The organism is Brevibacillus sp. HD3.3A (genome assembly GCF_013284375.2).
In the GTDB taxonomy this organism is placed as follows: domain Bacteria; phylum Bacillota; class Bacilli; order Brevibacillales; family Brevibacillaceae; genus Brevibacillus; species Brevibacillus parabrevis.
This window is the reverse complement of the sequence record NZ_CP085874.1, coordinates 5,517,085-5,542,455: the sequence shown is the minus strand read 5'-3', so window position 1 is coordinate 5,542,455 and position 25,371 is coordinate 5,517,085. Positions and strand designations below refer to the sequence as shown.

The following is a 25,371-nucleotide window of genomic DNA, read 5'->3' as shown; positions in this document are numbered from 1 at the left end:
GAGTCGCTTATGACTGCACGACTTTCGGCAAAGTAATCATGACGGTGGTTCCTTTGCCGAGTTTGCTCGTGATTTCAAGCGTACCACCATGATCGCGAATGATTTTGGAGCTTACGAGAAGCCCCAGACCCGTTCCGGTTTCTTTTGTAGTGTAAAATAGCTCTCCCAATCGCGGAAGCAGCTCCTCGGGTATGCCGTGGCCTTGATCGGTTACCCGAACCAGGACGTTCTGATCGTCCTCGACGACTGCAATGGAGAGGATTCCTCCTGACGGCATGGCTTCCATGCCGTTTTTTATGATGTTGATAAACACTTGTTTGATTTGATACTCCTCACAAGGAATCAGCGAAGTAGCTGACGGAAAATGTGTCACGATATTCACGTTTTTTAACAGCGCTTGTGGCGCAAGCAGCTTGATGACAGAGTGAAGCAGCGGCAGCAGACCGTTTGGCGCGTACCGCTGAGTCTGTGGCTTGGCCATCAGCAAAAGCTCGCTCGTGATGGAAGAGATGCGCTCGATTTCGGAAAGCATGATTTGCACATATTGATGGTTTGTTGCCGGTTCGCTTTCCATCAATTGCAGGAATCCTTTCAATGAAGTGAGCGGATTGCGGATTTCGTGCGCGATGCCTGCGGCAAGCTCGCCGAGGGCGGAGAGCTTGTCCGAGTAACGCAGCAGCTCCTCCGAATGCCGCCGCTCTGTAATATCGCGGGCAACGATCACGGTATTTTTCACGTGGCCGTCTGCTCCGATGTCCGGCGTTCCTTTGAACTCAAAAATAAGCATCCGGCCATCGGGATGACGATACGAATACTCGGCTTCCAGTGGTATCTTGTCCACGATCATCTTTTGAAAATCAAGGCTGGCGGCTTGACGCTGCTCAGGCTGTATCAAAACGGAAAAGTGCCGGAGCAAAATGTGTGAGGCAGACAGACCAAGAACGGATTGAATCGATGGCGATGCATATGTAATGTGCCCGTTCAAGTCGACAATCAAAATCAGATCCATGATGTTTTCCGAAATCAGCCGAAAATTTTCTTGCATGAAAAGTAACGCTTCTTCTGTCTGCTTTTGGCGTGTAACATCCTTGGCAATCGAATAGCGGCAAACGATTTCTCCGTTATGAAAGATTGGGAAGCTGGAGATGCTGATCTCCAAATAACGTCCGTCCCGATGTCGGAGACGGTACGGTATATTTTTGCGAACGCCTTCTTTAAGCAGGCTAACCAGTCTTTCCTTGTCCGGCTGAGGAACAGGGGCAATCAGCTCCCACATTTTCATCCGCAGCAGTTCAGGAGCGGAGTAGCCCAACAGTTCTTCTCCTGCGGCGTTGACGCCAGTAAGGTTGCCATGCATGTCGATAATGTAAACAGCATCGGGATTGTTATGGAAGAGCGAATTGTACAACTGCAACTGCGTACCCATACCTGACCGCCTTTCTGTCGCTTCTTGCTCCATTTCAAAACGTTCGCTGTAGAGTGAAAAAATCCTACCCGGGCTAAAGTCCTGATTGTCAAATATGGTATACTGCAAACAAACGCACGAACTGATAAGGAGAGGGTTCACGCATGTTGTATGTCGCTTTTTTGCCGATTGTTGATCAGGAATTGAATGCCAAAATCAGGCCAGCGCATTTGGAGTATATTAACGATCTGTACCGTCAGGACAAGGTGTTTATGGCAGGACCATTCACGGACAAGCAGGGCGGTCTGGTCATCTACAAGGCAGAGTCCTTGGAAGAAGCGCGCAAACTGGCCGAAGCCGATCCGGTCGTAGTAGAAGGGGCGCGGACTTTGGAGCTGCGCGAGTGGAGCCCGCTTGAACTGCCTTTGACCTAAATTCGGCAGGGAGAGGAATGAAGAAGTCGTCGTCGAGGCATACTTAGCGAAGAATTTCTACTTAAATAAGGAGGGAACAGCCTTGAAACGCATCCCGTTCACCCTGCTTGCGGCTGTACTCACATTCTCGCTAGGCGCCTGTGGCGGCGGCAATCAGCAGACGCAACCCCCTGCTGAGAAGCCGGCTACTGAATCGCCTTCCACCACGGCTCCATCCGGCAGCTACGATGCTGCAACGGCAGAAACGCTGTTTAAAAACACCTGTGCCGGGTGCCACGGCCAATCGCTGGAGGGCGCAGTTGGTCCCAACCTGCAAAAGATTGGCTCGGAACTGACAAAAGATCAAATCTTGGAAGTGTTGAACAAAGGCAAGGGCGCGATGCCGCCTGGACTGGTAAAAGGGACAGACGCGGAAAACATCGCAGCTTGGCTTGCTGACAAAAAGTAAATAACGGCAAGAACGAAGCGCTCGGAGAATATCCGGGCGTTTTTTTATTGCTAGGGACTTATAAAAATTCATGCTGGCGAAGAACCAATTAAGGCTGAGCACCAGCAGAAAAATTAGCGCATACAGATTTGCCAGTTGTATTTCATCTGAATTTTTATTATCATTCATGTATAAAAATACAAAAACGGATATAAAGAAAGGGAGAGGTTCATGGTTCGGGTCGGAATCGTTGGGGCAACTGGTTACGGCGGAGCGGAATTGATTCGTCTGCTGGCTGGCCACCCTCAAGTTGAAATAGCAAATGTATATTCAAGCTCGGCGGATGGAGAGGGACTGGAAAAAACGTTTCCGCATGTAAGCGGGCTGGGGTTGCCAAAGCTTTTGCCTATTGATGCGGACAGCATGAGCAAAGCGAATGATTTGATTTTTCTGGCCACGCCTGCGGGGATCAGCGCCGGATTGTCTCCACAACTGGTCGAGAGCGGCGTGAAGGTGATCGATCTGTCCGGCGATTTTCGGTTGGAGAAGGGCGATGTATACAAAGCCTGGTATAAAAAAGAGCCAGCGCCAGCCAGCTTTGTCGAGCAGGCGGCATACGGACTGACGGAATGGAATCAGGAGCAGGTCGCAGGTGCCAGCCTCATTGCCAATCCGGGATGCTATCCGACAGCGGCACTCCTCGCTTTGATTCCTTTGATGAAAAGCGGGTGGGTCAAGCCGAACAGTTGGATCGTTGACGCCAAGTCAGGTGTTTCCGGGGCGGGCCGAGGTGTTTCGCTCGGCGTTCACTACAGCGAAATCAACGAAAGCATCCATGCTTACAAAGTAGGCAGCCATCAGCATACGCCAGAGATTGAGCAGGAGCTGCACAAGCAGAGCGGCGTGGAGACGATCGTGCAGTTTACTCCTCACCTCGTGCCGATGACGCGCGGGATTTTGGTCACGGCTTACGGTCAACTGAGCCAGGAGGTAAGCCAGGCACAAATACAGGAGCTGTACGAAGCGACTTATGCTGACAAACCGTTTGTCCGTGTACGTCCAGCGGGAAGCTATCCGCATACGAAGGAAGTGTATGGCTCCAATTACTGCGACATCGCCATTCATGTAGATCAGCGTACGGGTCGGGTCGTTTTGCTGTCCGTGATCGACAACATGATGAAGGGGGCAGCAGGCCAAGCGGTGCAAAATATGAACGTCATGTTCGGAATGCCAGAAAAAACGGGTTTGCCGCTCGTTCCGGTATTCCCGTAGAGGAGGAAAAGCGATGCAGGGGATAGTCGTTATCAAATGCGGCGGCAGCACGATGGATCAGTTGCCGGACTCTTTTTTTCAGGCGATTGCGAAGCTGCAACAGGAAGGCAAGCAGATCGTTATCGTGCATGGCGGGGGGCCTGCGATTAACAGCATGCTGGACCGCGTGCAAATCACGCCGCAGTTTGTCGACGGGTTGCGTGTGACTTGCGAAGATACATTGCGCGTCGTGGAAATGATTTTGTGCGGAAGCATCAACAAGCTACTCGTGCGGCGCTTGACCCAAGCGGGCGCCAAGGCATGGGGCGTGAGCGGAATCGACGGACAGACACTCGTGGCGCAAAAAACGTCCAAACCGCTGGGGTGGGTAGGAGAGATTACGAAAGCCGATACGGCCATTCCGGCTGCGATTCTGGAAAAAGGCTACGTTCCGGTCATTGCTCCGCTGTCCGTGAGCGATAGCGGGGTGGATACGTACAACGTCAACGCGGATGTAGCAGCGGGCGCAATCGCGGCAGCACTTTCTGCGGAAAAGCTGATCATGGTAACAGATGTGCCAGGGATCATGCGGCCGCAAGCAGACGGCACCAAAGAAGTTGTCGCGCAAACAAGCACAGAAGAGATTCAAGCGATGATCCAGGCCCAAATCATTACCGGCGGAATGATTCCGAAGGTTCAGGCAGCACTGGATGCACTCGGTCAAGGCGTCAATCAGGTCGTCATTTGCAGGGGAACAGCGGAAGACTTGCTCGGCGTCTGCACAGGGGAGACAGTCGGTACAACGGTCAGAATGAATGTAAATCACGCCAATTAAGGAGGGCAAAGACATGAGTACAGTGACAGCGCCATTGCATGTTATGAATAACTATGCAAGATGGCCAATCAGCCTGGTAAAAGGCAAAGGAAATCAAGTGTGGGATGATCAGGGGAAAGCCTATCTCGATTTTACCTCAGGCATCGCGGTCACTTCGTTGGGGCACGTCCCGCCAAAAGTGACAGCCAAGCTGCACGAACAACTGGATACGCTGTGGCACTGCTCCAATCTGGTGCACATTCCGCAGCAACAAATTTTGGCGGAAAAGCTGAGCCGCCTGTCAGGGCTGGATCAGGCGTTTTTTTGCAACAGCGGGGCCGAGGCGAATGAGGGCTTGATCAAGCTTGCTCGCCGCTATGCGCAAAAAGTGAAAGGCGAGGATCGCTACGAGGTCATTACGTTTGCGCAGTCTTTTCACGGACGTACCTTGGCGACTTTGACAGCGACAGGCCAGGACAAGGTCAAGGATGGTTTCCTGCCTTTGCCTGCGGGCTTCGTCACAGTACCGTACAACGATCTCGCGGCGGTTCAATCCGCGATTAACGACAAGACGTGCGCGATCATGCTGGAACTGGTTCAGGGCGAAGGCGGCGTGCACCCGGCAGAGGAAGCCTGGGTGAAATCACTGCGTGACTTGTGCGATGAGCACGGATTGTTGCTCTTGGTCGACGAAATTCAGACGGGCATTGGCCGAACCGGCACATGGTTCGCTTTTCAACAATATGGAGTCAAGCCGGATGCGGTTTCTTTGGCAAAAGGCTTGGGCAGCGGCTTCCCGATCGGCGCAGTCGTTGCTACAAAAGAAGTGGCAGAAGCATTTTCGCCAGGGACGCACGGAACGACATTCGGCGGAAACCCGTTGGCAGCGACAGCAGGAATCGCTACGCTTGCGACGATGGAAGAAGAACAAATCCTCGATCAGGTAGCGCATATCCATCAAGTGTTGACGCAAGAGCTGGAAAAATTGAAGGCCGAGCATCCAGACAAGATCGTCACCGTGCGTGGAAAAGGGCTGCTTTTGGGCGTAGAGCTGACCATCCCGGCGGGCGATATCGTGACGTATGCACGGGAAAAAGGAGTCATCTTCCTGACGGCAGGGCCGCAAGTTTTGCGTCTGCTCCCTTCCTTCGTTACGACGGACGAGGAAGTAAAGCAGGCAATGGCTGTATTCGGAGAGGCTTTGGAGCAAGCCTAACAGCAAAGATTGCATGTTCTGCCAAAATGCAACGAGTTGCGGAAGTCAAAAAACTCGTTGCATTTTTATAATGTTGAATGTATATTAATACAAAGAGTTGCATAAATTCTCGGTATGAACGGTATACAAGTGAATGAATTATTCACCTGATCATATGCGCCAGTTGGCGTCTAGACGTGCCTATTGGAGAGGAGTGGCTTCACGGATGAACAGAGAGAATCAATCACTGGGAACGGGATACCTCACGTTGGAGAGCGGCGAGGTATTCGCAGGACAGCTTTACGGTGCTCCCATTAACGGATTCGGAGAAGTGGTTTTTCATACAGGGATGACGGGCTATCAGGAAGTCATGACTGACCCTTCCTTTGCGGGACAGATCGTCACCTTCACATATCCATTGATCGGGAACTACGGGATCAATGAAAAAGATTATGAAGCAGCCAAGCCGGCATTGACGGGAATGATCGTCAGCGAGCTGTGCACAGAGCCTAGCCATTACGAGTCGACCAAGACACTGGCCCAGGCGGCGGAAGACTTCGGCTTTCCGATCCTGGCCGGAATCGATACCCGAACCATTACGAAGCGCGTGCGGCAAAATGGTCCGGTCTTCGGTGTGATTTCCGATCAGCCTATGCAAGCGGCTGAAGTGGCGTCACTGCGCTACAAGCATGCGAAAAAATCATTGGTAGCGAACGTTTCCACGAATCAAATCGAGCGTTACACGGGTACAGGCGAGCATGTCGTGCTGGTCGATCTCGGAATGAAAAAATCGATTCTCGATTCGCTGCTGGAACTGGGATGCCGTGTCACGGTGGTGCCGTTTGATACGACATTTGCCCAAATCAACGCGCTTGCGCCAGACGGACTGCTGTTTTCCAACGGCCCTGGAGATCCGGAGCATCTGCTCGCGTATTGCAGCGAATGGCGAAAAGCGGTTGAGCAGTACCCGACACTGGGCATCTGTCTGGGCCATCAAGTGCTGGCGCTGATGTACGGCGGCAAAACAGAGAAGCTTGCTTACGGCCACCGCGGAAGCAACCATCCGGTGAAGGACATGATGACGGGCAAGGTATACATGACCTCGCAAAACCACGGATACGTCGTCAAGGAAGAAGCTTTGGACAAACGCCAGTTGGCCGTGTCGTACCGAAATGTAAATGACGGCTCGGTAGAAGGGCTGCGCCATGTGAGTCTGCCCGTGTTCAGCGTGCAGTACCATCCGGAGGCGCATCCCGGACCGAGCGATACTTCCCATATATTCCACCAATTCTTGCAATCGATGCGTGTAGTAGGAGCGAAGAGATATGCCTAAATTGCCACACATTCACAAAGTTTTGGTTATCGGTTCTGGCCCGATCGTTATCGGTCAGGCGGCCGAATTTGATTACGCCGGAGCACAAGCCTGCCTTTCGTTGAAAGAAGCGGGCGTGCAGGTCGTGCTGGTGAACAACAACCCGGCGACGATCATGACAGATGAGCAAGTAGCAGACAAAGTGTATCTGGAGCCGCTCACCGTGGAATCGGTGACCGAGATTATCGCCAAGGAGCGCCCGGACGGCCTTTTGCCTACACTGGGCGGACAGACCGGACTGAATCTCGCCGTTTCCCTGGCGGAAGCGGGAGTCCTGGAAAAGTATCAGGTACAGCTGCTGGGAACGCCGCTTGCCGCCATTCAAAACGGGGAAGACCGTGAACTGTTCAAGCAGTTGATGCAACAAATCGGAGAGCCGGTTCCCGAGAGCGACACAGTGGAATCCGTAGAAGCGGCCATTCGATTTGCCAACTCCATCGGCTATCCCGTCATCGTCCGTCCTGCCTATACATTGGGTGGAGCAGGGGGCGGCATCGCCGAGGACGAAGCTGCTCTGCGCAAAGTTGCGGCGGGCGGCATCGCAGCCAGCCCGATCGGGCAAGTGCTGATCGAGCGGAGCGTAAAAGGCTGGAAAGAGATTGAATACGAGGTCATGCGGGATGCCAACGACACCTGCATCATCGTCTGCAATATGGAAAATTTGGACCCGGTGGGCATCCACACGGGAGACAGCATCGTCGTGGCGCCATCGCAAACTTTGACAGACCGCCAGTATCAAATGTTGCGCAGCGCTTCGACAAAAGTGATCCGCTCGCTGGGCGTAGTAGGCGGCTGCAATATCCAGTTTGCCCTCGATCCCGATTCTGACCGCTACGTGCTGATCGAAGTCAACCCGCGGGTGAGCCGTTCGAGTGCGTTGGCTTCCAAGGCGACAGGCTATCCGATTGCGCGGATCGCTGCCAAGCTGGCATTGGGCTATGGGCTGGACGAAGTGATCAACCCGATTACGGGTTACACGTATGCCAGCTTTGAGCCTGCTTTGGACTACATCGTGGTAAAAATCCCGCGCTTTCCGTTTGACAAGTTCCCGCACGCTGACCGCAAGCTGGGTACGCAGATGAAGGCAACGGGCGAAGTCATGTCCATCGCCCGCAATCTGGAGGCTGGCTTGTTGAAGGCCGTTCGCTCGCTGGAGCAAGGCTGCACACACCTGTCTCGCCCGGAGCTTGCTTCCTGGACGAATGAAGAGCTGGCTCAAGCTTTGCAGGATGCGACTGATATCCGTTTGTTCGTTTTCGCCGAAGCGATCCGCAAAGGGTTCACAGAAGAACAGTTGCACGGCCTGACAGGGGTAGATCCGTTTTTCCTGCGGAGCTTGCGCAAAATCGTCGACATGGAAGTCGAGCTGTCGGCTCACGACAGCAGCACGCTCTCCACAGAGCTGCTGTTGGCTGCCAAACGTCTCGGTTTTGCGGATGAAACAATCGCTTCGCTGACCGGAGCAACGCCTTTGCAAATCAAACAACAGCGCGAGACAGCGAACATTACGCCTACTTATAAAATTGTGGATACGTGCGCGGCAGAGTTCGACGCACAGACACCGTACTACTATTCGGATTGGCAAGGAGTAGATGAAGTCGAGACATTGACCGGACGAAAAGTTCTGGTGCTCGGCTCCGGCCCGATCCGCATCGGGCAAGGCATCGAGTTCGACTACTGCTCTGTCCACGCCGCGAAAGCTTTGCAAGCAAGCGGAATTTCCGCTGTCGTCGTAAACAACAACCCGGAAACTGTGAGTACGGATTATGAAACGGCTGACCACCTTTACTTTGAGCCGCTGCATGTGGAAGATGTGCTGCACGTTGCCGAACGTGAACAGGTGGAAGGAGTCATGGTTCAGTTTGGCGGGCAAACAGCGATCAACCTGGCGGCAAAGCTGGAACAGGCCGGGCTGAAGGTAATGGGCACGTCACTGGCTGCCATTGAACGGGCAGAGGATCGCGAGCTGTTCTACGCCATGCTGCGCAAGCTCGACATTCCGCACATCCCGGGCAAAGGGGTGTCGTCTCTGGAAGATGCGACCGCGATCGCAGAAGAGATTGGCTTCCCTGTTTTGATGCGGCCTTCGTACGTCATCGGCGGACAAGGAATGGTGGTTGTACACGACATCGCAGAGCTGGAAGCGACGATCAGTGAATGGCTGAATCATCCGCAAAGCAGCGCGTTTTTCCCGCTTTTGGTCGATAAATACGTACCAGGTCGGGAAGCCGAAGTTGATGCGGTTTGCGATGGGCAGTCTGTCGTGATCCCGGGAATTTTTCAACACGTGGAGAAAGCGGGGATTCACTCTGGTGACAGTGTGGCGCTTTTCCCGGCTCCAGCCCTATCTGCTGAAATCAAGAGCAAAATCGCCAGCTATACAGAAGCGATCGCCCGTGAAATGGGAGCGGTCGGTCTGATCAACATCCAGTTCGTCATCGACACGGATACCGTGTATGTGCTGGAGGTAAACCCGCGTGCATCGCGTACCGTGCCAATCACGAGCAAGGTGACAGGCATCCCGATGGTCCAGTTGGCTGTAAAGGCTCAATTGGGTGAAAAGCTGGCGGATATGGGATACGGAACAGGCTTGCTGCCGGACATTCCATTTGCCGTCGTCAAAGCACCTGTCTTTTCCACGATCAAACTGAATGGCGTGGACCCGGTTCTCGGTCCTGAGATGAAGTCTACCGGAGAGGTGTTGGGACTGGGACGGACGTTTGAGGAAGCGGCTGGAAAAGCGTTTGCCTTCAAGGACAATCTGTACGGCGACTGGCAAACAGGCAAGCTGGTCATGGTCTCGCTAACTGACGCGGACAAAAAGGAAGAAGTCGGCAAGCTGATCGGACAGCTGCAAGCAGAAGGAGCGGCTCTAGCGGCAACGGCTGGTACGGCCGAATGGCTGGCAGCGTCGGGCGTTTCGGTCAAACATGTCGTGGAAGACGAAGCGGCCTGGAATCAATTGCTGCAAAAAGAGCAGGCAGCCTTTGCGCTGATTACCGCTACAAAAGGAAACCAACAGGGCAGAAGAGGGTTTGCCTTGCGCAGCCGCATGGTGCAGCAAGGAGTTCCGCTGTTCTGTGCAACAGATACATTCTCGTTATATGTGAAGTCCATTATGATGAAAAGAGGTGGCTCTCATGCAGCCAGTGAAGATATTGGAACACTTTCAAAACTTGCCCCTGCAAAAGCATAAAGGAAAAGACTTTTTGCGTGTCGATGAGTTCAGCGGTGAAGAATTGATGGAGCTGCTCCATCTTGCGGCGCACATCAAGCAGCTGCAAAAGCTGGGACAGCCGTTTACGCCTTTGCAAGGCAAGACGTTGGGCATGATTTTTGACAAGGCTTCGACTCGTACGCGCGTTTCCTTTGAAGTGGGGATGCACCAGCTTGGCGGGCTCGGAATGTTCATGAGCGGCAAGGAATTGCAACTGGGACGCGGAGAGCCAATCAGCGATACGGCAAAAGTATTGTCGCGCTACGTCGATGCGATCATGATTCGCACGTTCTCGCACTCTTACGTGGAAGAGTTGGCGGAACACGCCTCTATTCCGATCATCAACGGTTTGACGGATTTGTACCATCCATGCCAGGCACTGGCTGACATGCTGACGATCTGGGAGCACAAAGGCAAGCTCAAAGGCGTCAAGCTCGCCTATGTGGGCGACGGGAACAACGTAGCCAACTCGCTCGTTCTGGCAGCCGTTTTGCTCGGACTCGAAGTGCGCGTGGCAACGCCGGTTGGCTATGAGATGGATGCTGCCATCGTAGCAAAAGCGGTCGAATACGCGAAAAAGAGCGGCGGAAAAATGATCGTGACGCATGACCCGGTAGAGGCAGTCGCGGGGGCAGACGCTGTTTACACAGACGTATGGACCAGCATGGGCTTTGAAGAAGAAAACGAAGTGCGCCTGAAGGCATTCGCCGAGTACCAGGTGAACGAGCAACTGGTAGCACACGCGGATCGCCATTACTTGTTCCTGCACTGCTTGCCAGCGCACCGTGGCGAAGAAGTGAGCGCGGGAGTCATTGACGGCGCAAGCTCGGTTATTTTCGATCAGGCTGAAAACCGCTTGCACGCGCAAAAAGCCGTTTTGGCAGCGCTCGTGTAGAGATACGCGTAATGAAGCCGAACAGGCCGTGAATTTATGATTTGCGCTTGCCGAAGAAGCGGCAAACTAAAAAAACAGTTACAAGAGGCACAGTGTTTTGAACCTGGCCCTTGTAACTGTTTTTTGTTTGGACGCACGCTCAGCTACAGCTCGATCCTGGTTAGCTGCCATTTTTCCCGGCTTTGTGTGAGGTGAAATACGTCTGGATTGCGAAGCTGCTCCCAGTCGGAAAAGCCAATCCGCTCGTCGAAAGCTTTCAGGACGAGGGCGAGCAGACAGCCGTGTGTGACAAGCACAAAAGTCTGGTCGCTTTCGCTTTGCAACAGTTCGTGGATGACTGCGCAGGCCCGATCCATTGCCTCCTGGCTGGACTCGCCACCCTCCAGCTTGAGAGAAAGGTCAGCGAACGTATCGCGCAACCGCTCATACCAGTCAGGGCGAGGCACGCTGGAAAGCACGAGTTCTTCCAGGCGCTCGTCCGTTTCTATCAGGATGCCTTGCTTGCGAGCAAATGGCTCGATCGTAGCCAGCGCCCGCCGATACGGACTGGAGATAATGCGGTCGATCGGGTAAGCGGCAAAAAAAGATGCCAACTGCTCGGCTTGGGCCGCTCCACGTTCAGTGAGCGCCGCTTCTGGTTCTTGGCCTGTAGCCTGGCAGTGGCGCACCAGAAAAATTTGCTTCATCTGTTCCTCCCATCCGGCTTTGAAAGTCCCAAAGCGTATAACTATATGGATTCTCCCTGAATGGGAGTCATTCCTATCGGCGCCGCAGCTTCATTTCGCATGAATACACTTTTCTATGCATAAATACAGTTTTATGCACGCCAAAAAGCGGGCGAGAAGCGAGCGGGAGGCAACACAGAGTCGGTTTTGAATAAACAGAATTTTTCGCCTATACAAAAGGCACAAGCGGCAAGTCTGGATCGGCTCAGACCGCGATAAAATGGCGAAAAACGCCTATGCGGTGGGAACTGGCGAATGGCACATGTAGAAAAAGCGGGTAGCTTGCCGCTTTTTCGGGTAAAAAACGGCTGACTAATTTTGTCTGTGAAAATCTCGCGAATAAATGCGAAAAGTGGTTGTATTTTTATTAGTTCATTTGTATAATTACTCACATAAGAGATCACTTGAAACGGGGAGAGAGAATAATGGCAAAAGATAAAATTGTTTTGGCCTACTCTGGCGGTTTAGATACATCGGTAGCAATTAAATGGTTGCAAGACACGTACAATTTTGACGTCATCGCGGTTGCTTTGGATGTAGGGGAAGGCAAAGACCTCGATTTCGTTCAGAAAAAAGCACTTCAAGTAGGAGCGCTCAAATCCATCGTTGTTGATGCGAAGGAAGCATTCGCAGAAGAATTTGTCCTGCCTGCCCTGAAAGCAAATGCGATGTACGAAGGCAAATACCCGCTCGTGTCGGCTTTGTCGCGTTACCTTATTTCTCGCGTGCTGGTTGAGATCGCAGAAAAAGAAGGCGCTGTAGCGGTAGCGCACGGTTGCACAGGAAAAGGAAACGACCAGGTGCGTTTCGACGTATCCTTCACTGCCTTGAATCCGGATATCAAAATCGTGGCGCCTGTTCGCGAATGGGGCTGGACTCGCGACGAAGAGATTGAATATGCGAAAAAGAACAATATCCCGATCCCGATTGATCTGGACAATCCATACAGCATTGACCAAAACCTGTGGGGCAGAAGCTGCGAGTGCGGCGTCCTGGAAGATCCGTGGGCAGCGCCGCCAGAAGGTGCGTACGATCTGACGAAATCAATCGCAGACGCTCCAGAAGAAGCGGAAGAAATCGAGATCACGTTTGTCCAAGGCAAGCCAACTGCGCTGAACGGCGAGGAGCTGCCATTGTCCGAACTGATCCTGAAGCTGAACAAAATTGCCGGAAACCACGGCGTAGGCCGCATCGACCACGTAGAAAACCGCCTGGTGGGCATCAAATCTCGCGAGGTGTACGAAACACCTGCTGCGACTACCCTGATTCTCGCGCACCGCGAGCTGGAATTTTTGACGCAGCCTCGTGAAGTAGCGCAATTCAAGCCGATTGTGGAGCAAAAAATGGCGCAAGTGATCTATGAAGGTCTGTGGTATTCGCCAATCCGCAATGCCGTTCAGGCGTTCATCGAAGAAACGCAAAAGCACGTAACAGGTGTCGTTCGCGTGAAGCTGCACAAAGGACATGCGATTGTAGTGGGCCGCAAATCTGCTTCGACACTCTACAGCCACGAGCTGGCTACTTACAATGCAGGCGATCAGTTCGATCACAAAGCAGCGCTTGGTTTCATCAAGCTGTGGGGATTGCCGACAAAAGTATACGCGCAAGTGAACGAAGGCGTATTGCATGAGAACAAAAATACGGCGATCAAGATTTTGGATGAAAAGGATGCGATCACGCAATGAAACTGTGGGGAGGACGCTTCACGAAGCCGACGAATCAGCTCGTAGAAGAGTATACAGCTTCTATCTCTTTTGACCAGAAGATGTGGCGTCAGGACATCGTCGGCAGCCTGGCTCATGTTGCCATGCTGGGCAAGTGCGGCATCCTGCCGATGGAGGAAGTACGTCAAATCATCGCGGGCTTGAAAAAAGTAAAAGACAAAATCGAGCGTGGGCAGGCCGAGTTTTTGGTCGCGCACGAAGATGTTCATATGAATATCGAGAAAATGCTGATTGAGGAAATCGGTCCGGTGGGGGGCAAGCTTCACACCGGACGCAGCCGCAACGATCAGGTTGCCCTGGATATGCACCTGTACCTCAGAGAGAAGCTGATGGAGATCATCCAGTTGGCGATGTACCTGCAGGAAGCGATGCTTGCGCAAGCCAGTCAGCACCTTGATACCGTCATGCCGGGCTATACGCATTTGCAACGTGCGCAGCCTGTCCTGTTCGGCTACCACCTGATGGCGTATGTTTCGATGCTTCAGCGTGACATCGAGCGGATGACCGAGACGTGGAATCGCGTGAATGTGCTGCCGCTTGGCGCCGGTGCCCTGGCAGGCACGACGTTCCCGATCGACCGTACGTTTGTGGCTGAGATGCTGCAATTTGACGGCATTTATCAAAATAGCATGGACGCGGTTAGCGATCGCGATTTCATCGTCGAGTTTTTGGCTGACGCTTCGCTTTTGATGACGCATTTGTCCCGTCTGTGTGAAGAGCTCGTCATCTGGAGCAGCCAGGAGTTCTCGTTTGTCGAGCTGGATGATGCCTTTTGCACAGGTTCCAGCATCATGCCGCAGAAGAAAAATCCGGATGTCGCCGAGCTTGTGCGCGGAAAAACGGGCCGTGTGTACGGCAATCTGTTTGGTTTGTTGACTGTGCTCAAAGGCTTGCCGCTGGCGTACAACAAAGACATGCAGGAAGACAAGGAAGGCATGTTCGATACCGTGGCGACGATTCATGGCGCTCTTGCTCTGCTCACGCCGATGATCCAGACCATGCAGGTGAGAACAGAACGCATGCGTCAGGCTGTCACCAACGATTTCTCCAATGCGACTGATTTGGCGGATTACTTGGTGCGCAAAAACATGCCGTTCCGCCAGGCGCATGAAGTCGTGGGCAGAACCGTTCTGTACTGCATCGAGCAGCAAAAATATTTGCTCGACTTGACTCTGGAGGAGTTCCAAAGCTTCTCGGGCGTGATCGGGGCAGACGTGTACGATGCGCTGGCAGTAGAGACGGTCGTAAATGCCCGCAACGTGCTGGGCGGTACAGCGCGCAATCAGGTAGAAGCACAGATTGCCTGGTTCCAGAACAAGCTGAAAGAGACACACGTCTGGGTAGATAAAAACAGTCAAAAAGTGATGATTGAATCGTTGATCGATGTCGGATCACCCGCATAATCGAGCAGTTTGACTAAAGCATGAGGACGGATAGGCAGCGAGCCTGTCCGTTTTTTTCATGCAAAAATGAATTTGAGGGGAGCGGAGGCGGGGCTTGGCGTTTAGCGGGGGGCGTATGGGGAAATAATTGTGAAAAGGTCATAAGGTCGAAAGCGGGCAAAATCATCATGCTGGACAATTACAAAATCAGTCCCCGACAATTTATGATGCTGGTTACCCTCGTAACGATTGGAGATTCTGTACTTGTCCTGCCGGCTATCTCAGCCGATCTCGCGAAACAGGACGCCTGGATTGCAGTCATGATCGGGCTTGTCATCGGACTGGGCAATGTGCTGCTGCTGATCGCAGTGGGCAAGCGCTATCCGAATGTAAGCTTTTTTTCGTTTATCGATCGATTATTCGGGCGTGTCCTGGGCACCATGATTACGCTCTCCTTCGTCTGGTACACGTTTTTTTCAGCCTCAGCTCACGTCTTGGAAACAGGAGATTTTGTCGGGACGTATCTTTTGAATGACACGCCGAGCATCGCGATTCAGCTGTTGCTCGTTATTCTCATCATGTTCGGAGTGCGGCTCGGGCTGCAAACGGTGGCCTACTCTGCGCAAATTTATTTTTACACCTTCTTTTTCCTGTTCGTGCTGCTGATCCTTTCCCTGATTCCGCAAGCTGATCTTTCCCGGCTGCAGCCCGTGATGGAAAATGGCTGGAAGCCGATTGTGGCAGGTGCCATCCCTTCCGTTACGTTTCCTTTTTCAGAGTTGGTTATATTTTTGGCGATTCTGCCGTACGTCTCACCCATCCAAAAGCGGATGCGGCATTTTTTGAAGGGGGCTTTTTTGGGCGGGATGGTGCTTGCGATCGTTATTTTTATGTGTATCCTCGTACTGGGCGCTGACCAGACAGCGCGGCATATGTACCCGTCGTACGTCCTGGCGAAGCAAATAAAGATCGGGACGTTCATTCAGCGGCTGGAAGTCATTCTGGCCGTGGTCTGGTTCATCGCTGTAAACGCCAAGATCACGATTTACAGTGTGTTTTTTCAATTGGGGCTTCGCCATGTTTTCCGCATTCAAGAGATGTCTGTGCTTACGTTGCCGTATATGGTCATGCTGTTGGTCATGGCGAATATTTTTACGCCAAACATGGTTGTGTATGGAAGCATTATCTCGCAATACTGGCCGTACTATGACTTTACTTACTCGATCGGGCTTCCGGTGCTGATGCTGATCGTGTACAAGTGGAGAAGCAAATTGGACGGGCCGCAAGTCCATGAAACGAAACAATAACGCCGCGACTCTTGCGAGAGCGCGGCGTTTTCTTTGATACAGCTATGATTTTTACAGAGACATGCGCAAAATTTCGTGGACGTCTGCACTGGTTAATGTTTTGAACTGACCAATCGGGCCAAAAGGAGTGGCTTTCTGGGCCATAAGTTCCAGATGCTCGTCCGTAATTTGATAGTCAGCGAGACGGGTAGGGGCTCCGATTCGGGCAAAGAACGCTTCAACCGCCGCGATTCCTTCGAGCGCCACTTCCTCATCCGTTTTTCCGATGGGATCGACATTCCATACTTCCACGGCAAAACGGACGAATCGCGCCACGTTCTCCTTATACACATACCGCATCCACTTCGGGAAAATGATCGCCAGGCCGCCGCCGTGAGGAATATCGTACACGGCACTTACGGCGTGCTCGATGGAGTGCGTAGCCCAGTCAGTCGTCACGCCGACAGGCAACGTTCCGTTCAAAGCCATCGTCCCACTGTACAGGATGTTGGCGCGCGCGTCGTAATCTTGCGGATTGTCCAGAACGCGCTCGGCGTTTTCGATGACGGTTTTCATGATCGCCTCGGCAAAACGGGTTTGGAGCGGAATTTCGCTCGTGTGCGTGAAGTATTGCTCAAAAACGTGTGACAAAATATCGCTGATTCCGTAAATGGTCTGATCGCGCGGGACGCTGAACGTATTTTCCGGATCGAGAATGGAGAAGGTCGGGAAAGTAGTTCCAGCCCCGTGCTTTTCTTGTGTGTCCCAGTTGGTTACGACGCTGCCGCGATTCATTTCCGAGCCGGTCGCAGCGAGCGTCAGGACGGTGCCGAGCGGCAAAGCTTTTTCGGCTACTGCTTTGCGCGTATAGAAATCCCACACGTTGCCTTCGTAAGGAACGCCGACCGCAACTGCTTTTGCTGCGTCAATCACGCTGCCGCCGCCCACTGCCAAAATCCAGTCGACGCCTTCAGCGCGGCACAGGTCGATCCCTTTTTGCACAGTGCCAAGACGCGGGTTTGGCTCTACGCCTGGAAGCTCCAGCACGCGATTGCCAGCAGCTTGAAGCAGCGAGACAACCTTGTCATACAGGCCGGAGCGCTTGATGCTGCCACCGCCGTACACGAGCAGAACCGTGCTGCCAAGCTGCTTCGCTTTATCTTCCAGCTGGGCCAGTTGGCCTCGGCCGAAAATGAGTTGAGTCGGGTTATAGTAAACGAAGTTTTCCATCATGTCAGCTCCTTCATCGTCTTGCATAGCTACATTTTAACGAACTGCCCGGATGCATGCCAGCCAGCGATGTGCTGAGGCTTCGCCAAAAAAGTTTGGCTTGGTGGCGTTTCGTAAACTTTTCGGTAACAAATCGTGTCGGATGGAAGAGAAAACGCGACGCTTTCGACAAGAAATAAGAGATTTAGTGGATACCATCCGCGAAACAGGGTGGTATAATAAATAAGATGGGTAATCTCGCTGTTTTTCAACATCGAACAACAGAGGTTGCCAGAGGGAAGAGGGGTTTTGTCGATTTTGCCTGAATCAGCAGCATTTCGGCAGAGAAATAAAAATCAGGATCAAGAGAATATAGAAGGATCTGACTATGTAGGATGTGATTTGCTTGATCGAGATGTTTGATGTTTGGAAAACGTACCCGAACGGCACGAATGCACTAAAGGGTATCAACATTCGGATTGAAAAAGGCGAATTTGTGTATGTGGTTGGGCCGAGTGGAGCAGGGAAGTCCACGTTTATCAAGCTCATGTACCGCGAAGAGAAACCGACCAAAGGCCAAATTTTTCTGGGCGGCTTCAACGTAAGCCGGATCAAGGAGCGGCAAATTCCGCTCGTTCGCCGCAGCATCGGGGTTGTCTTCCAGGATTTCAAACTGTTGCCGACACTCACTGTATTCGAAAATGTCGCATTTGCGATGGAAGTAATTGAAAGCAATCCAAAACAGATCAAGCCGCGTGTCATGGATGTGCTGGGTCTGGTCAAATTGAAGCACAAGGCGAAAATGTTGCCAAGCGAGCTGTCCGGTGGCGAACAGCAGCGGGTGGCACTGGCACGGGCGCTGGTGAACAGCCCTGGCATCATCATTGCCGACGAGCCGACAGGGAACCTCGATCCCGAGACGTCGTGGGAGATCATGAAGCTGTTTGAGGAAATCAATCAGCGCGGCACAACAGTCGTCATGGCTACGCACAACCGGGAGATTGTGAACACCATGAGAAAACGGGTCATTGCCATCGAAGCAGGACAAATTGCCCGTGATGAGCAGAGAGGGGATTACGGTTATGAAGATTAGAACGCTGGGACGCCACGTCCGTGAAGGGGTCAAAAACCTCAACCGGAACGGCTGGATGTCGTTCGCGTCAGTCAGTGCCGTTACGTTTACTCTGTTCATTCTTGGCGTCTTCCTGATTTTGGCGATGAACGTCAACTATTTTGCGAAATCAGTCGAAAAACAAGTGGAAATCAGGGTCTTCATGGCGGATCTTACCTCCAAGGAAGACTTGCAAAAATTTGAACAAAGCGTGCGCAACATGCCGACAGTGGAGTCTGTCGAGTTTATTTCCAAGGACGAAGGCTTGAAGCAGTTCAAGGAGAGTATGGGGGACAAGGCGTACCTTTTTGACGGCTTGGAAAAAGGGAACCCGCTTCCCGACTCGTTTGTCGTCAAGACGAAGCTGCCGCAGGACACGCCTGCTGTCGCCAATCAAATCAAGCAAATGAAATCGGTCAGAAGCTTGAACTACGGGGAAGGAACAGTCGAAAAGCTGTTTGCTGCCACTGACACGGTAAGAAACGTAGGGATCGCCTTCATTATCGGTCTGGGCTTCACCGCCATGTTCCTGATCGCCAACACAATCAAGCTGACCATTGTAGCAAGGCGCAGAGAAATCGAGATCATGAAGCTTGTTGGCGCCACGAACTGGTTTATTCGCTGGCCGTTCTTTGTAGAAGGATTGCTCATGGGTGTAACCGGGGCATTAATCCCGATCATTTTGCTGGCAGTTGGCTACTACTACCTGCTGGATGCCATTCATTCCAGCTTTGAAGCTTCCCAACTGTTCAATCTATTGCCATTGTTCCCATTGGTGTATCAGGTAGCCCTCGCTTTGCTGGCGATTGGCGCGTTTATCGGAATCTGGGGAAGCCTGGTGTCAGTTCGCCGCTTCCTGCGAGTTTAACATTGGAAAACGTGGGAGGAGTATCATGAGAAAGAGGATGATCCTAGCAACACTCTTGATCACTGGCCTTTTGGCCGGTTCAGCGATCCCGACTAACGTGAGCTGGGCAGCCAGCAAAGCATCTTTGGACAAGATCAATCGAGAGTTGAAGGAAATACAAAAGAAGAAAAAGCAGCAGCAACAGCAAATGAAGCAAGCTGAGCAGCAAATCGGTGCCGTGCAAAAGGAGCAGCAAGATTTGCAAACACAGCTCATGACGATCGACTTGCGCCGCAATGAAACACAAAGCAAGTTGGACAAGCTGGAGCAGCAAATGAATGAAACGAAGGAAAAGGCTGCCAATGCGCAAGATGAACTGGATGAAGCAAAAGATCGGGTGGCAAAACGGGAAACCTTGTTGAAAACCCGGGTAAAATCCATGTACGAGCGCGGAAATGTCTCCTATCTGGACGTTCTTCTCGGATCGTCCGATTTCGGCGACTTCCTGACCCGCATGGAGGGTTTGCAGTTGATTCTTGAGCAGGATACGCGTATTCTAGAAGACAATATTCGCGACAAAGAAACAGTCGAGACAAAAAAGAAAGAGATCGAGCACCAGCTGACTGTTTATGCAGGGATGCTTGACGAGGCGGAAGCACTCAAAGCCGAACTGGACAAGCAGTACAAGCACAGTCTCGTGGTCAAGGCTGAACTGAAGAAGAAAGAAGCTGCTCTGGAAGAAGACCTGGAGCAGTATGGACAGCAGTTGATCGAGTTCACGAAGCAAGAATCCGCCAAGTACGCGGAGCGGGTGCGGGCGATGAGCGCGTCGAGCACAGGCTACAAGGGCGGCAAGCTGGCCTTGCCGGTTGCAGACGGACAATTTCGCTTCAGCTCGGGCTTCGGGGTGCGAACCGACCCGTTTACAGGACGTTCAGCTGGGCATAATGGTGTAGACATGGCAGCTCATAAAGGAACGACGATCATGGCTGCGGCTGACGGTGTCGTAATTTATGCCGGGTATTACAATGGTTTTGGCAATACGGTCATGATCAGGCACAGCGCTGATCTGGTCACTCTCTACGGACACATTCGCGAGGGCGGAATCAAAGTGTCTACGGGACAGTCTGTATCGAGAGGCCAGAAGATCGCAGAAGTCGGCTCCACAGGCCGATCTACCGGAAATCACGTTCATTTTACCGTCTACAAAAATGACGTTGCTGTCAACCCAATGCCGTACCTGAAATAGTCATGCAGCGGGCAGCCAGACAAATATTGCTAACGGGGAATGCATACACTAGCAGCATATCTTTTTGCCGGTAGCACAAAGGATGGTGACGTGAGTAGTGAGATGGAAAGGACGTACTGTATTAGCGCTTGTGCTCATTTCGATGGTAGCCAGCAGCTTTTTGACCATAGCGCTGATGAAGACTTCAGCCAGCGCGAACGCAACACAGAGTGGCGCCTTGACGGCTTCTACCAGCACAGTGTTTTCGGGAAGCTCGGAATATCCGCAGGAGTTCAAAAAGCTGTACGAAGCTTTTACAGCGATTAAAAAAGATTACATTCAAACCGTCACCAACGATCAGTTGGTAGAAGGCGCAATCGGCGGCATGGTTGGGGCTTTGGAAGATCCGTACAGCGATTACATGGACCCGAAATCGGCAGAAGAGTTTACCTCTACACTGCATTCGACCTTCCAGGGAATCGGGACAGAGGTAACGATGCAAAATGGACGGGTTACCGTCGTCTCGCCATTCAAAGGCTCTCCGGCTGAACGGGCAGGTCTCAGACCAAACGACCAGATTTTGAGCGTCAACGGAGAATCGCTGGAAGGTCTCGATTTGCACCAGGCCGTGACGAAAATTCGCGGGCCAAAAGGTACGAAGGCCGTACTGAAAGTCGTTCGGGCAGGCGTAGCGGAACCGCTGAACATCGTGTGCATCCGTGACGATATTCCGATCGAGACAGTGAACAGCCAAATCCTTGAGAAAAACGGCGTGAAGGTTGGCGTGATCGCCATTACCCAATTCTCGACGGAGACAGCGAAACACTTCAAAGATCAATTGGCTTCCCTGGAGAAAAAGGGGATTGGCGGACTCGTCATTGACGTGCGCGGCAATCCGGGCGGTTACTTGCTCGCAGTCAAGGAAATCGGCGAAGTGCTCGTGCCGAAAAAAGGAGTCATCGTCGCCATTGAGTACGGTACTGGCGGACAGCAAAAAGAAGAGTATCGTTCTATGACAGATGCGGCCAAACCGTATCCAATCACCGTCCTGATCAACGGGGGCAGCGCAAGCGCCTCGGAGATTTTGGCGGGCGCGATGCGCGACAGCGGACACTACAAGCTGGTCGGTGAAAAGAGCTTCGGCAAAGGAACTGTCCAAAGCACGATGGAAATGACAGACAAGAGCCAGTTGAAGCTGACTATCGCCAAATGGGTTACGCCAAGCGGCGAATGGATTCACAAAAAAGGGATCGAGCCGGACTTCAAAGTCGCGCAGCCTGAGTATTTCAATGCGACGCAACTGCCAGCGGACAAGGAGCTTGCCAAGGACATGGCGGGCAACGACGTGAAGAATCTGCAACTGATCCTGACCGGACTGAATTTGTCGCCAGGTCGTGATGACGGCTACTTCGATGAGAAGACGGAGCAGGCAATCAAGCAGTTCCAAACCGCGAAGAAGCTTCCTGTAACCGGAAAAGTGGACGCTGCCACGCGCAGTCAACTGGAAGACAGCTTGCGCGAGACCATGCGCAAACCGGAGAATGACCTGCAATTGCAAAAGGCTCTGGACGTTGTCAGCGGCAAGTAATGAAAATAACAAGAATATGGAAGCAGGGAATCCCCTTGTTTCCGTAGAAATGATAACCACGGCAAATCACATGTCGTGGTTTTCTTTTTTCTATTTGAGGTGAGGCATTTGGCGATTCAGGCAGATATGCTTTCCATTGCATATGGCTTTGCCGCGTTTTTTCTCAACCCCGTCTTTTACCTGTTTCTCGGCTTCATTTACTTGCACTATCGCAGGCAAATGAACCTGGAAAGGCAGCTGTTTGCCGCACGCATGCAAACACCGCTCCTCTCGACAATCCGGGCGGCAGGCATGGGCGTAGTAGGGGGACTTTGCATCTCTCTTCTCGCCGCAGGACTGGGAGTAGTTGTACAGGCGCAAGATTTATGGATTTTATGGGGATTGGCTCTGCTGTTGGCGCTGATTCGTTTACGTTTTCTTTGCTTCGCGTATGCCGCAGGCTTGCTCGCGATTTTGCACACAATTGCCCAAGTAGCTCCGGGGCTGAAAGACGTCGAGGTAATCGGTCCTGTCTGGACAATGTTGCTGCAAGCCAAGCCAGTGCCGCTGCTTGCCTTGGTGGCGATCATGCATTTGATTGAAGCGATGCTCGTCCGCTGGAACGGAGGCAGAGATGCTTCGCCGCTGTTTGTCGAAGGGCAGCGCGGGCGCATTGTCGGTGCGTATTTGTTGCATTCTTTCTGGCTGACTCCGCTTGCCCTGTTTGTTCAGGTCGAGCCGGGAACGATCAGCGGCACTTTGTATCCGGGCTGGCCGTTTTTTTCGGGTGAGCTTGCTTCCTTTGGCTTGTTGCTGTTGCCTACGGTCACCGGTTTTTCCGATATGACCCAAACGATGACACCACGCAGCAAGGCAAAGCAAATTTCCAAAAGCCTTATCTGGTACGCTATCGGGCTTTTGGCGCTTTGCGCCTTGTCGGTGTTGTTCATGCCGCTTGTTCTGCTCGCCGCTTTGTTCGCGTTATTCGGACACGAAGCGTTGTTTTTCTGGAGTCAGCTAAAAGAGCGGCAGCGGTCACCGTATTTCATCCAATCCTCGCGCGGCATCAAGGTGATGGGAGTCATTCCGGGCACGCGGGCGGAAGAAATCGGGATTGCTCCAGGGGAGATCATCGTCAAAGTGAACGGCATTCCAGTGCGGGATAAGACGGATTTGTATCCGGCCTTGCAAGCCAACTCGGCTTTTTGCAAAATGGAAGTGCTCACGCGCGATGGAGAGCTGAAGTTCGTGCAGTGTGCAGTCTACGCTGGCAACCATCATCAGTTGGGCATTATCGTAGTGCCGGATGCAACCACTCGCGTATTTGTCGATTTGAAACGCTCCAGCGTAGTTGAGCTGATCAAGCAAAAGCTTGAAAAACTGAATGTAGGCGCTTGAGCAAAGGGGAAGAGAAGGTGTGCGACAGATGTTGCACGCCTTTTTTTCATAAAAGGGACGGATTCGATAAAAATTTTTTTCTTGATATGTTTGTCTATTCAGAAACTTATGCGGAACTGGAACGTCTTAATGTATGAGGAAAAAAGGGGAGTGAGACATTTGTCCGAAATCAAAAAAACGGTCCTGTGTGTCTTGACTGGAGCATTAGCCGCGACAAGTCTGATCGTGGTGCCACTTGCGGGAGCCAGCACTAGCCCTGACAAGGCGGCTGCGTCAGGAGCAGTAGCGCGTGCCCAGGAAGTTGTTGCTGTCCCTGTTCCTGTAACAAAAGGGATTCAAACACTGGTTCGCCTTTTGCCTGAACTGTCTGCACGGCACGTTGTGTACGTTGGGGATGTGGATGGTCCCGGAGTCAGTGGAGCAAAGGTTTCTTTTGCGCTTTCCGCTGCTGAGGCAAACAAGGCAGTAGACGGAGCCATTTTTGATTCGGCCACAGGTAATTTGCTCAAACTCGAACTTGCTCCCAAAGCGGCTACGAAGCCGGCTTTTCCTACCGAGCAGCAGGCGAAGGCTCGGGCGCAGGCGTTTGTCGCGGGCTTGGCTGCATCAGGCAGCACGTATCAGGCCAGAGAAGTGACGAACGCAGGCGGCAAACTCACGGTCAGACTCGTCCGCAAAGTAAACAATGTAGCGTTGGACGACGCCTACGACAACTTTGTCAGCTTTGACGCAGCGGGACGGATCATCGCGTTTGAAACATTTGACGGACGCTTGTACGAAAAAATAAATCCTGCGACGCTTCCTTCCGCGCAACGCGTCTTGTCTCCTGCACAAGCTCTGACGCAATGGAAGGCGAGCCGACCGCTGGAGCTGGTCTATTTGTTGCCGGAGCAGGACCAGCCAAACCGGACGGAAGCGAAGCTTGCCTATATCGTTAAAGGCGGCATCATTGCGAATGAACATACAGGAAGCGCAGTGGATGCCGCGAGCGGTAAAAAGTTGGCCGCACCTGACAAATTGCCGCAAATTTTAAATGTAACCGGTACAGGAGAAAAATGGACGGCCCAAACGGAGAAAGAGGCACGCAACTTGCTGCGCATCCTGTTCAAACTGGAAACGGCAAGATTGCCGATGACCATTTTGGAGGAGAAACACGACAACGGTGAGGCTGTGCGCTATTTTATCTGGGGCCACTTCCAAAAGGACGCAACTGACCAGGACAAGAAATACCAAATCGGCCAGTTCCCAGAGGGCGTCAGTAAGGCTGAGGGGCAGCACATCATGCTCGTAACAGATGCCAAGACGGGACAGATGCAGCAGTTTATTTACAGACAGGCGAATGAACCAGGGGCTGCTGCCAAAACCGACAAAAACCGCGATCGCAAAACAGTGGAAATGCTGTTGAAGCGGCTTGTTCTTTCCGGCAGCAACCAGCTGCGAGTGACGGATATCGGCGACGAGAAGTACACCTCGCTGGCTCTTGATCCACTGCTGGGAAATGTCCCGGTCTACCGAATCGGACAGAGTGAAGAAGCTGGCATGTATACGGTCAAAGTAAATTCATGGACGGGCAAAATCGAAGAAGTCAGCATAAACCGTCCGGAAAACGTGGTGTACCCTGCAAGCTCCAAGGCGATCAAGGAGCAGGCTGCCATGGATCGGTTGCTCGGCGTATTGCCGCTTGAACTGAACTACATTCACCAGCGGGATGCGCAGACGAATGCGATTACCTTTAAACTGGGCTACGACCTGTCTTTCCGGCAAACTCGCTCGCACTGCTTCTGCGGAGCAAATGCCAAGATTGACACGACGGTGTATGTTGATGCTTTGACGGGGCAGACCATTATCAAAGAATAAGCAAAAATAAGAAGCCGCCTTCTTTCT

The 25,371-nt window shown here is 52.4% G+C and carries 20 protein-coding genes; 17 read left to right on the top strand and 3 right to left on the bottom strand.

What is annotated here, in order from left to right; genetic code table 11:
• Positions 1–7: 7 nt before the first annotated feature.
• On the bottom strand, positions 8–1,426 hold the full coding sequence (locus tag HP435_RS25925) for a PAS domain-containing sensor histidine kinase (RefSeq protein WP_173596427.1): 1,419 nt from the start codon (positions 1,424–1,426) through the stop codon (positions 8–10).
• Between the two features lie 143 nt (positions 1,427–1,569).
• Here HP435_RS25925 and HP435_RS25920 point away from each other — a divergent pair, with 143 nt between their 5' ends.
• From HP435_RS25920 to argF, 8 genes are all read left to right on the top strand, one after another.
• Positions 1,570–1,839, top strand: a complete 270-nt coding sequence (locus HP435_RS25920) for a YciI family protein (RefSeq protein ID WP_122966091.1) — start codon at positions 1,570–1,572, stop codon at positions 1,837–1,839.
• Between the two features lie 82 nt (positions 1,840–1,921).
• Positions 1,922–2,287: a cytochrome c551 gene (gene cccB, locus HP435_RS25915; RefSeq protein ID WP_063229284.1), complete on the top strand. Its 366-nt coding sequence runs from the start codon at positions 1,922–1,924 to the stop codon at positions 2,285–2,287.
• A 210-nt stretch (positions 2,288–2,497) separates the two neighbouring features.
• Positions 2,498–3,538, top strand: coding sequence for an N-acetyl-gamma-glutamyl-phosphate reductase (gene argC / locus HP435_RS25910; protein WP_173596428.1), 1,041 nt, complete (start codon positions 2,498–2,500; stop codon positions 3,536–3,538).
• A 13-nt stretch (positions 3,539–3,551) separates the two neighbouring features.
• Complete coding sequence (gene argB / locus HP435_RS25905; RefSeq protein ID WP_173596429.1) at positions 3,552–4,352, top strand: acetylglutamate kinase; 801 nt, start codon at positions 3,552–3,554, stop codon at positions 4,350–4,352.
• 13 nt (positions 4,353–4,365) lie between these two features.
• The gene (locus HP435_RS25900; protein ID WP_173596430.1) at positions 4,366–5,547 is read left to right on the top strand and encodes an aspartate aminotransferase family protein; all 1,182 of its coding nucleotides are present in this window, start codon (positions 4,366–4,368) and stop codon (positions 5,545–5,547) included.
• Positions 5,548–5,752: 205 nt separating this feature from the next.
• Complete coding sequence (locus tag HP435_RS25895; protein ID WP_173596431.1) at positions 5,753–6,859, top strand: carbamoyl phosphate synthase small subunit; 1,107 nt, start codon at positions 5,753–5,755, stop codon at positions 6,857–6,859.
• Entirely contained in the window at positions 6,852–10,094 is a 3,243-nt protein-coding gene (gene carB / locus HP435_RS25890) for a carbamoyl-phosphate synthase (glutamine-hydrolyzing) large subunit (protein ID WP_173596432.1), read from the top strand. Before HP435_RS25895 ends, carB begins: the two co-directional genes overlap by 8 nt.
• The gene (gene argF / locus HP435_RS25885; protein WP_122966120.1) at positions 10,039–11,010 is read left to right on the top strand and encodes an ornithine carbamoyltransferase; all 972 of its coding nucleotides are present in this window, start codon (positions 10,039–10,041) and stop codon (positions 11,008–11,010) included. Before carB ends, argF begins: the two co-directional genes overlap by 56 nt.
• A 143-nt stretch (positions 11,011–11,153) precedes the next feature.
• Here the strand turns inward: argF and HP435_RS25880 are convergent, their stop codons facing one another.
• Positions 11,154–11,696, bottom strand: coding sequence for a histidine phosphatase family protein (locus tag HP435_RS25880; RefSeq protein ID WP_173596433.1), 543 nt, complete (start codon positions 11,694–11,696; stop codon positions 11,154–11,156).
• 464 nt (positions 11,697–12,160) lie between these two features.
• On the opposite strand from HP435_RS25880, the gene HP435_RS25875 reads away from it, so the two are divergent.
• The 3 genes from HP435_RS25875 (at position 12,161) to HP435_RS25865 (ending at position 16,148) form a co-directional block, all read left to right on the top strand.
• Positions 12,161–13,420 carry an argininosuccinate synthase gene (locus HP435_RS25875; RefSeq protein WP_063229292.1) on the top strand — a complete coding sequence of 420 codons (1,260 nt, stop codon included), beginning with the start codon at positions 12,161–12,163 and terminating at the stop codon, positions 13,418–13,420.
• Positions 13,417–14,862, top strand: coding sequence for an argininosuccinate lyase (gene argH, locus HP435_RS25870; protein ID WP_122966098.1), 1,446 nt, complete (start codon positions 13,417–13,419; stop codon positions 14,860–14,862). Before HP435_RS25875 ends, argH begins: the two co-directional genes overlap by 4 nt.
• 167 nt (positions 14,863–15,029) lie before the next feature.
• Positions 15,030–16,148 carry a GerAB/ArcD/ProY family transporter gene (locus HP435_RS25865; RefSeq protein WP_173599938.1) on the top strand — a complete coding sequence of 373 codons (1,119 nt, stop codon included), beginning with the start codon at positions 15,030–15,032 and terminating at the stop codon, positions 16,146–16,148.
• Between the two features lie 51 nt (positions 16,149–16,199).
• Here the strand turns inward: HP435_RS25865 and HP435_RS25860 are convergent, their stop codons facing one another.
• Positions 16,200–17,357: an iron-containing alcohol dehydrogenase gene (locus HP435_RS25860; protein ID WP_173599939.1), complete on the bottom strand. Its 1,158-nt coding sequence runs from the start codon at positions 17,355–17,357 to the stop codon at positions 16,200–16,202.
• Positions 17,358–17,742: 385 nt separating this feature from the next.
• On the opposite strand from HP435_RS25860, the gene ftsE reads away from it, so the two are divergent.
• The 6 genes from ftsE to HP435_RS25830 all read left to right on the top strand — a co-directional run bounded on the left by ftsE (position 17,743) and on the right by HP435_RS25830 (position 25,344).
• The gene (gene ftsE, locus HP435_RS25855) at positions 17,743–18,429 is read left to right on the top strand and encodes a cell division ATP-binding protein FtsE (protein ID WP_063229295.1); all 687 of its coding nucleotides are present in this window, start codon (positions 17,743–17,745) and stop codon (positions 18,427–18,429) included.
• Entirely contained in the window at positions 18,419–19,315 is an 897-nt protein-coding gene (ftsX, locus tag HP435_RS25850) for a permease-like cell division protein FtsX (RefSeq protein ID WP_122966101.1), read from the top strand. The genes ftsE and ftsX overlap by 11 nt, the downstream gene beginning before the upstream one ends.
• Before the next feature lie 25 nt (positions 19,316–19,340).
• Positions 19,341–20,543, top strand: a complete 1,203-nt coding sequence (locus HP435_RS25845; protein WP_122966102.1) for a murein hydrolase activator EnvC family protein — start codon at positions 19,341–19,343, stop codon at positions 20,541–20,543.
• Between the two features lie 97 nt (positions 20,544–20,640).
• Positions 20,641–22,110, top strand: a complete 1,470-nt coding sequence (locus HP435_RS25840; RefSeq protein ID WP_122966103.1) for a S41 family peptidase — start codon at positions 20,641–20,643, stop codon at positions 22,108–22,110.
• Between the two features lie 108 nt (positions 22,111–22,218).
• Entirely contained in the window at positions 22,219–23,487 is a 1,269-nt protein-coding gene (locus tag HP435_RS25835) for a PDZ domain-containing protein (RefSeq protein WP_122966104.1), read from the top strand.
• Between the two features lie 150 nt (positions 23,488–23,637).
• Positions 23,638–25,344, top strand: a complete 1,707-nt coding sequence (locus tag HP435_RS25830; protein ID WP_173599940.1) for a hypothetical protein — start codon at positions 23,638–23,640, stop codon at positions 25,342–25,344.
• Positions 25,345–25,371 lie beyond the last annotated feature (27 nt).

What these genes read in the sequence shown, in the direction of transcription:
- HP435_RS25875 (WP_063229292.1), top strand. Translation starts at nt 12,161, where the DNA reads ATGGCAAAAGATAAAATTGTTTTGGCCTACTCTGGCGGTTTAGATACA.
- argH (WP_122966098.1), top strand. Translation starts at nt 13,417, where the DNA reads ATGAAACTGTGGGGAGGACGCTTCACGAAGCCGACGAATCAGCTCGTA.
- HP435_RS25895 (WP_173596431.1), top strand. Translation starts at nt 5,753, where the DNA reads ATGAACAGAGAGAATCAATCACTGGGAACGGGATACCTCACGTTGGAG.
- argB (WP_173596429.1), top strand. Translation starts at nt 3,552, where the DNA reads ATGCAGGGGATAGTCGTTATCAAATGCGGCGGCAGCACGATGGATCAG.
- HP435_RS25900 (WP_173596430.1), top strand. Translation starts at nt 4,366, where the DNA reads ATGAGTACAGTGACAGCGCCATTGCATGTTATGAATAACTATGCAAGA.
- HP435_RS25860 (WP_173599939.1), bottom strand. Translation starts at nt 17,357, where the DNA reads ATGGAAAACTTCGTTTACTATAACCCGACTCAACTCATTTTCGGCCGA.
- argF (WP_122966120.1), top strand. Translation starts at nt 10,039, where the DNA reads ATGCAGCCAGTGAAGATATTGGAACACTTTCAAAACTTGCCCCTGCAA.
- HP435_RS25880 (WP_173596433.1), bottom strand. Translation starts at nt 11,696, where the DNA reads ATGAAGCAAATTTTTCTGGTGCGCCACTGCCAGGCTACAGGCCAAGAA.
- argC (WP_173596428.1), top strand. Translation starts at nt 2,498, where the DNA reads ATGGTTCGGGTCGGAATCGTTGGGGCAACTGGTTACGGCGGAGCGGAA.
- HP435_RS25845 (WP_122966102.1), top strand. Translation starts at nt 19,341, where the DNA reads ATGAGAAAGAGGATGATCCTAGCAACACTCTTGATCACTGGCCTTTTG.
- HP435_RS25920 (WP_122966091.1), top strand. Translation starts at nt 1,570, where the DNA reads ATGTTGTATGTCGCTTTTTTGCCGATTGTTGATCAGGAATTGAATGCC.
- HP435_RS25925 (WP_173596427.1), bottom strand. Translation starts at nt 1,426, where the DNA reads ATGGGTACGCAGTTGCAGTTGTACAATTCGCTCTTCCATAACAATCCC.
- HP435_RS25865 (WP_173599938.1), top strand. Translation starts at nt 15,030, where the DNA reads ATGCTGGACAATTACAAAATCAGTCCCCGACAATTTATGATGCTGGTT.
- carB (WP_173596432.1), top strand. Translation starts at nt 6,852, where the DNA reads ATGCCTAAATTGCCACACATTCACAAAGTTTTGGTTATCGGTTCTGGC.
- ftsX (WP_122966101.1), top strand. Translation starts at nt 18,419, where the DNA reads ATGAAGATTAGAACGCTGGGACGCCACGTCCGTGAAGGGGTCAAAAAC.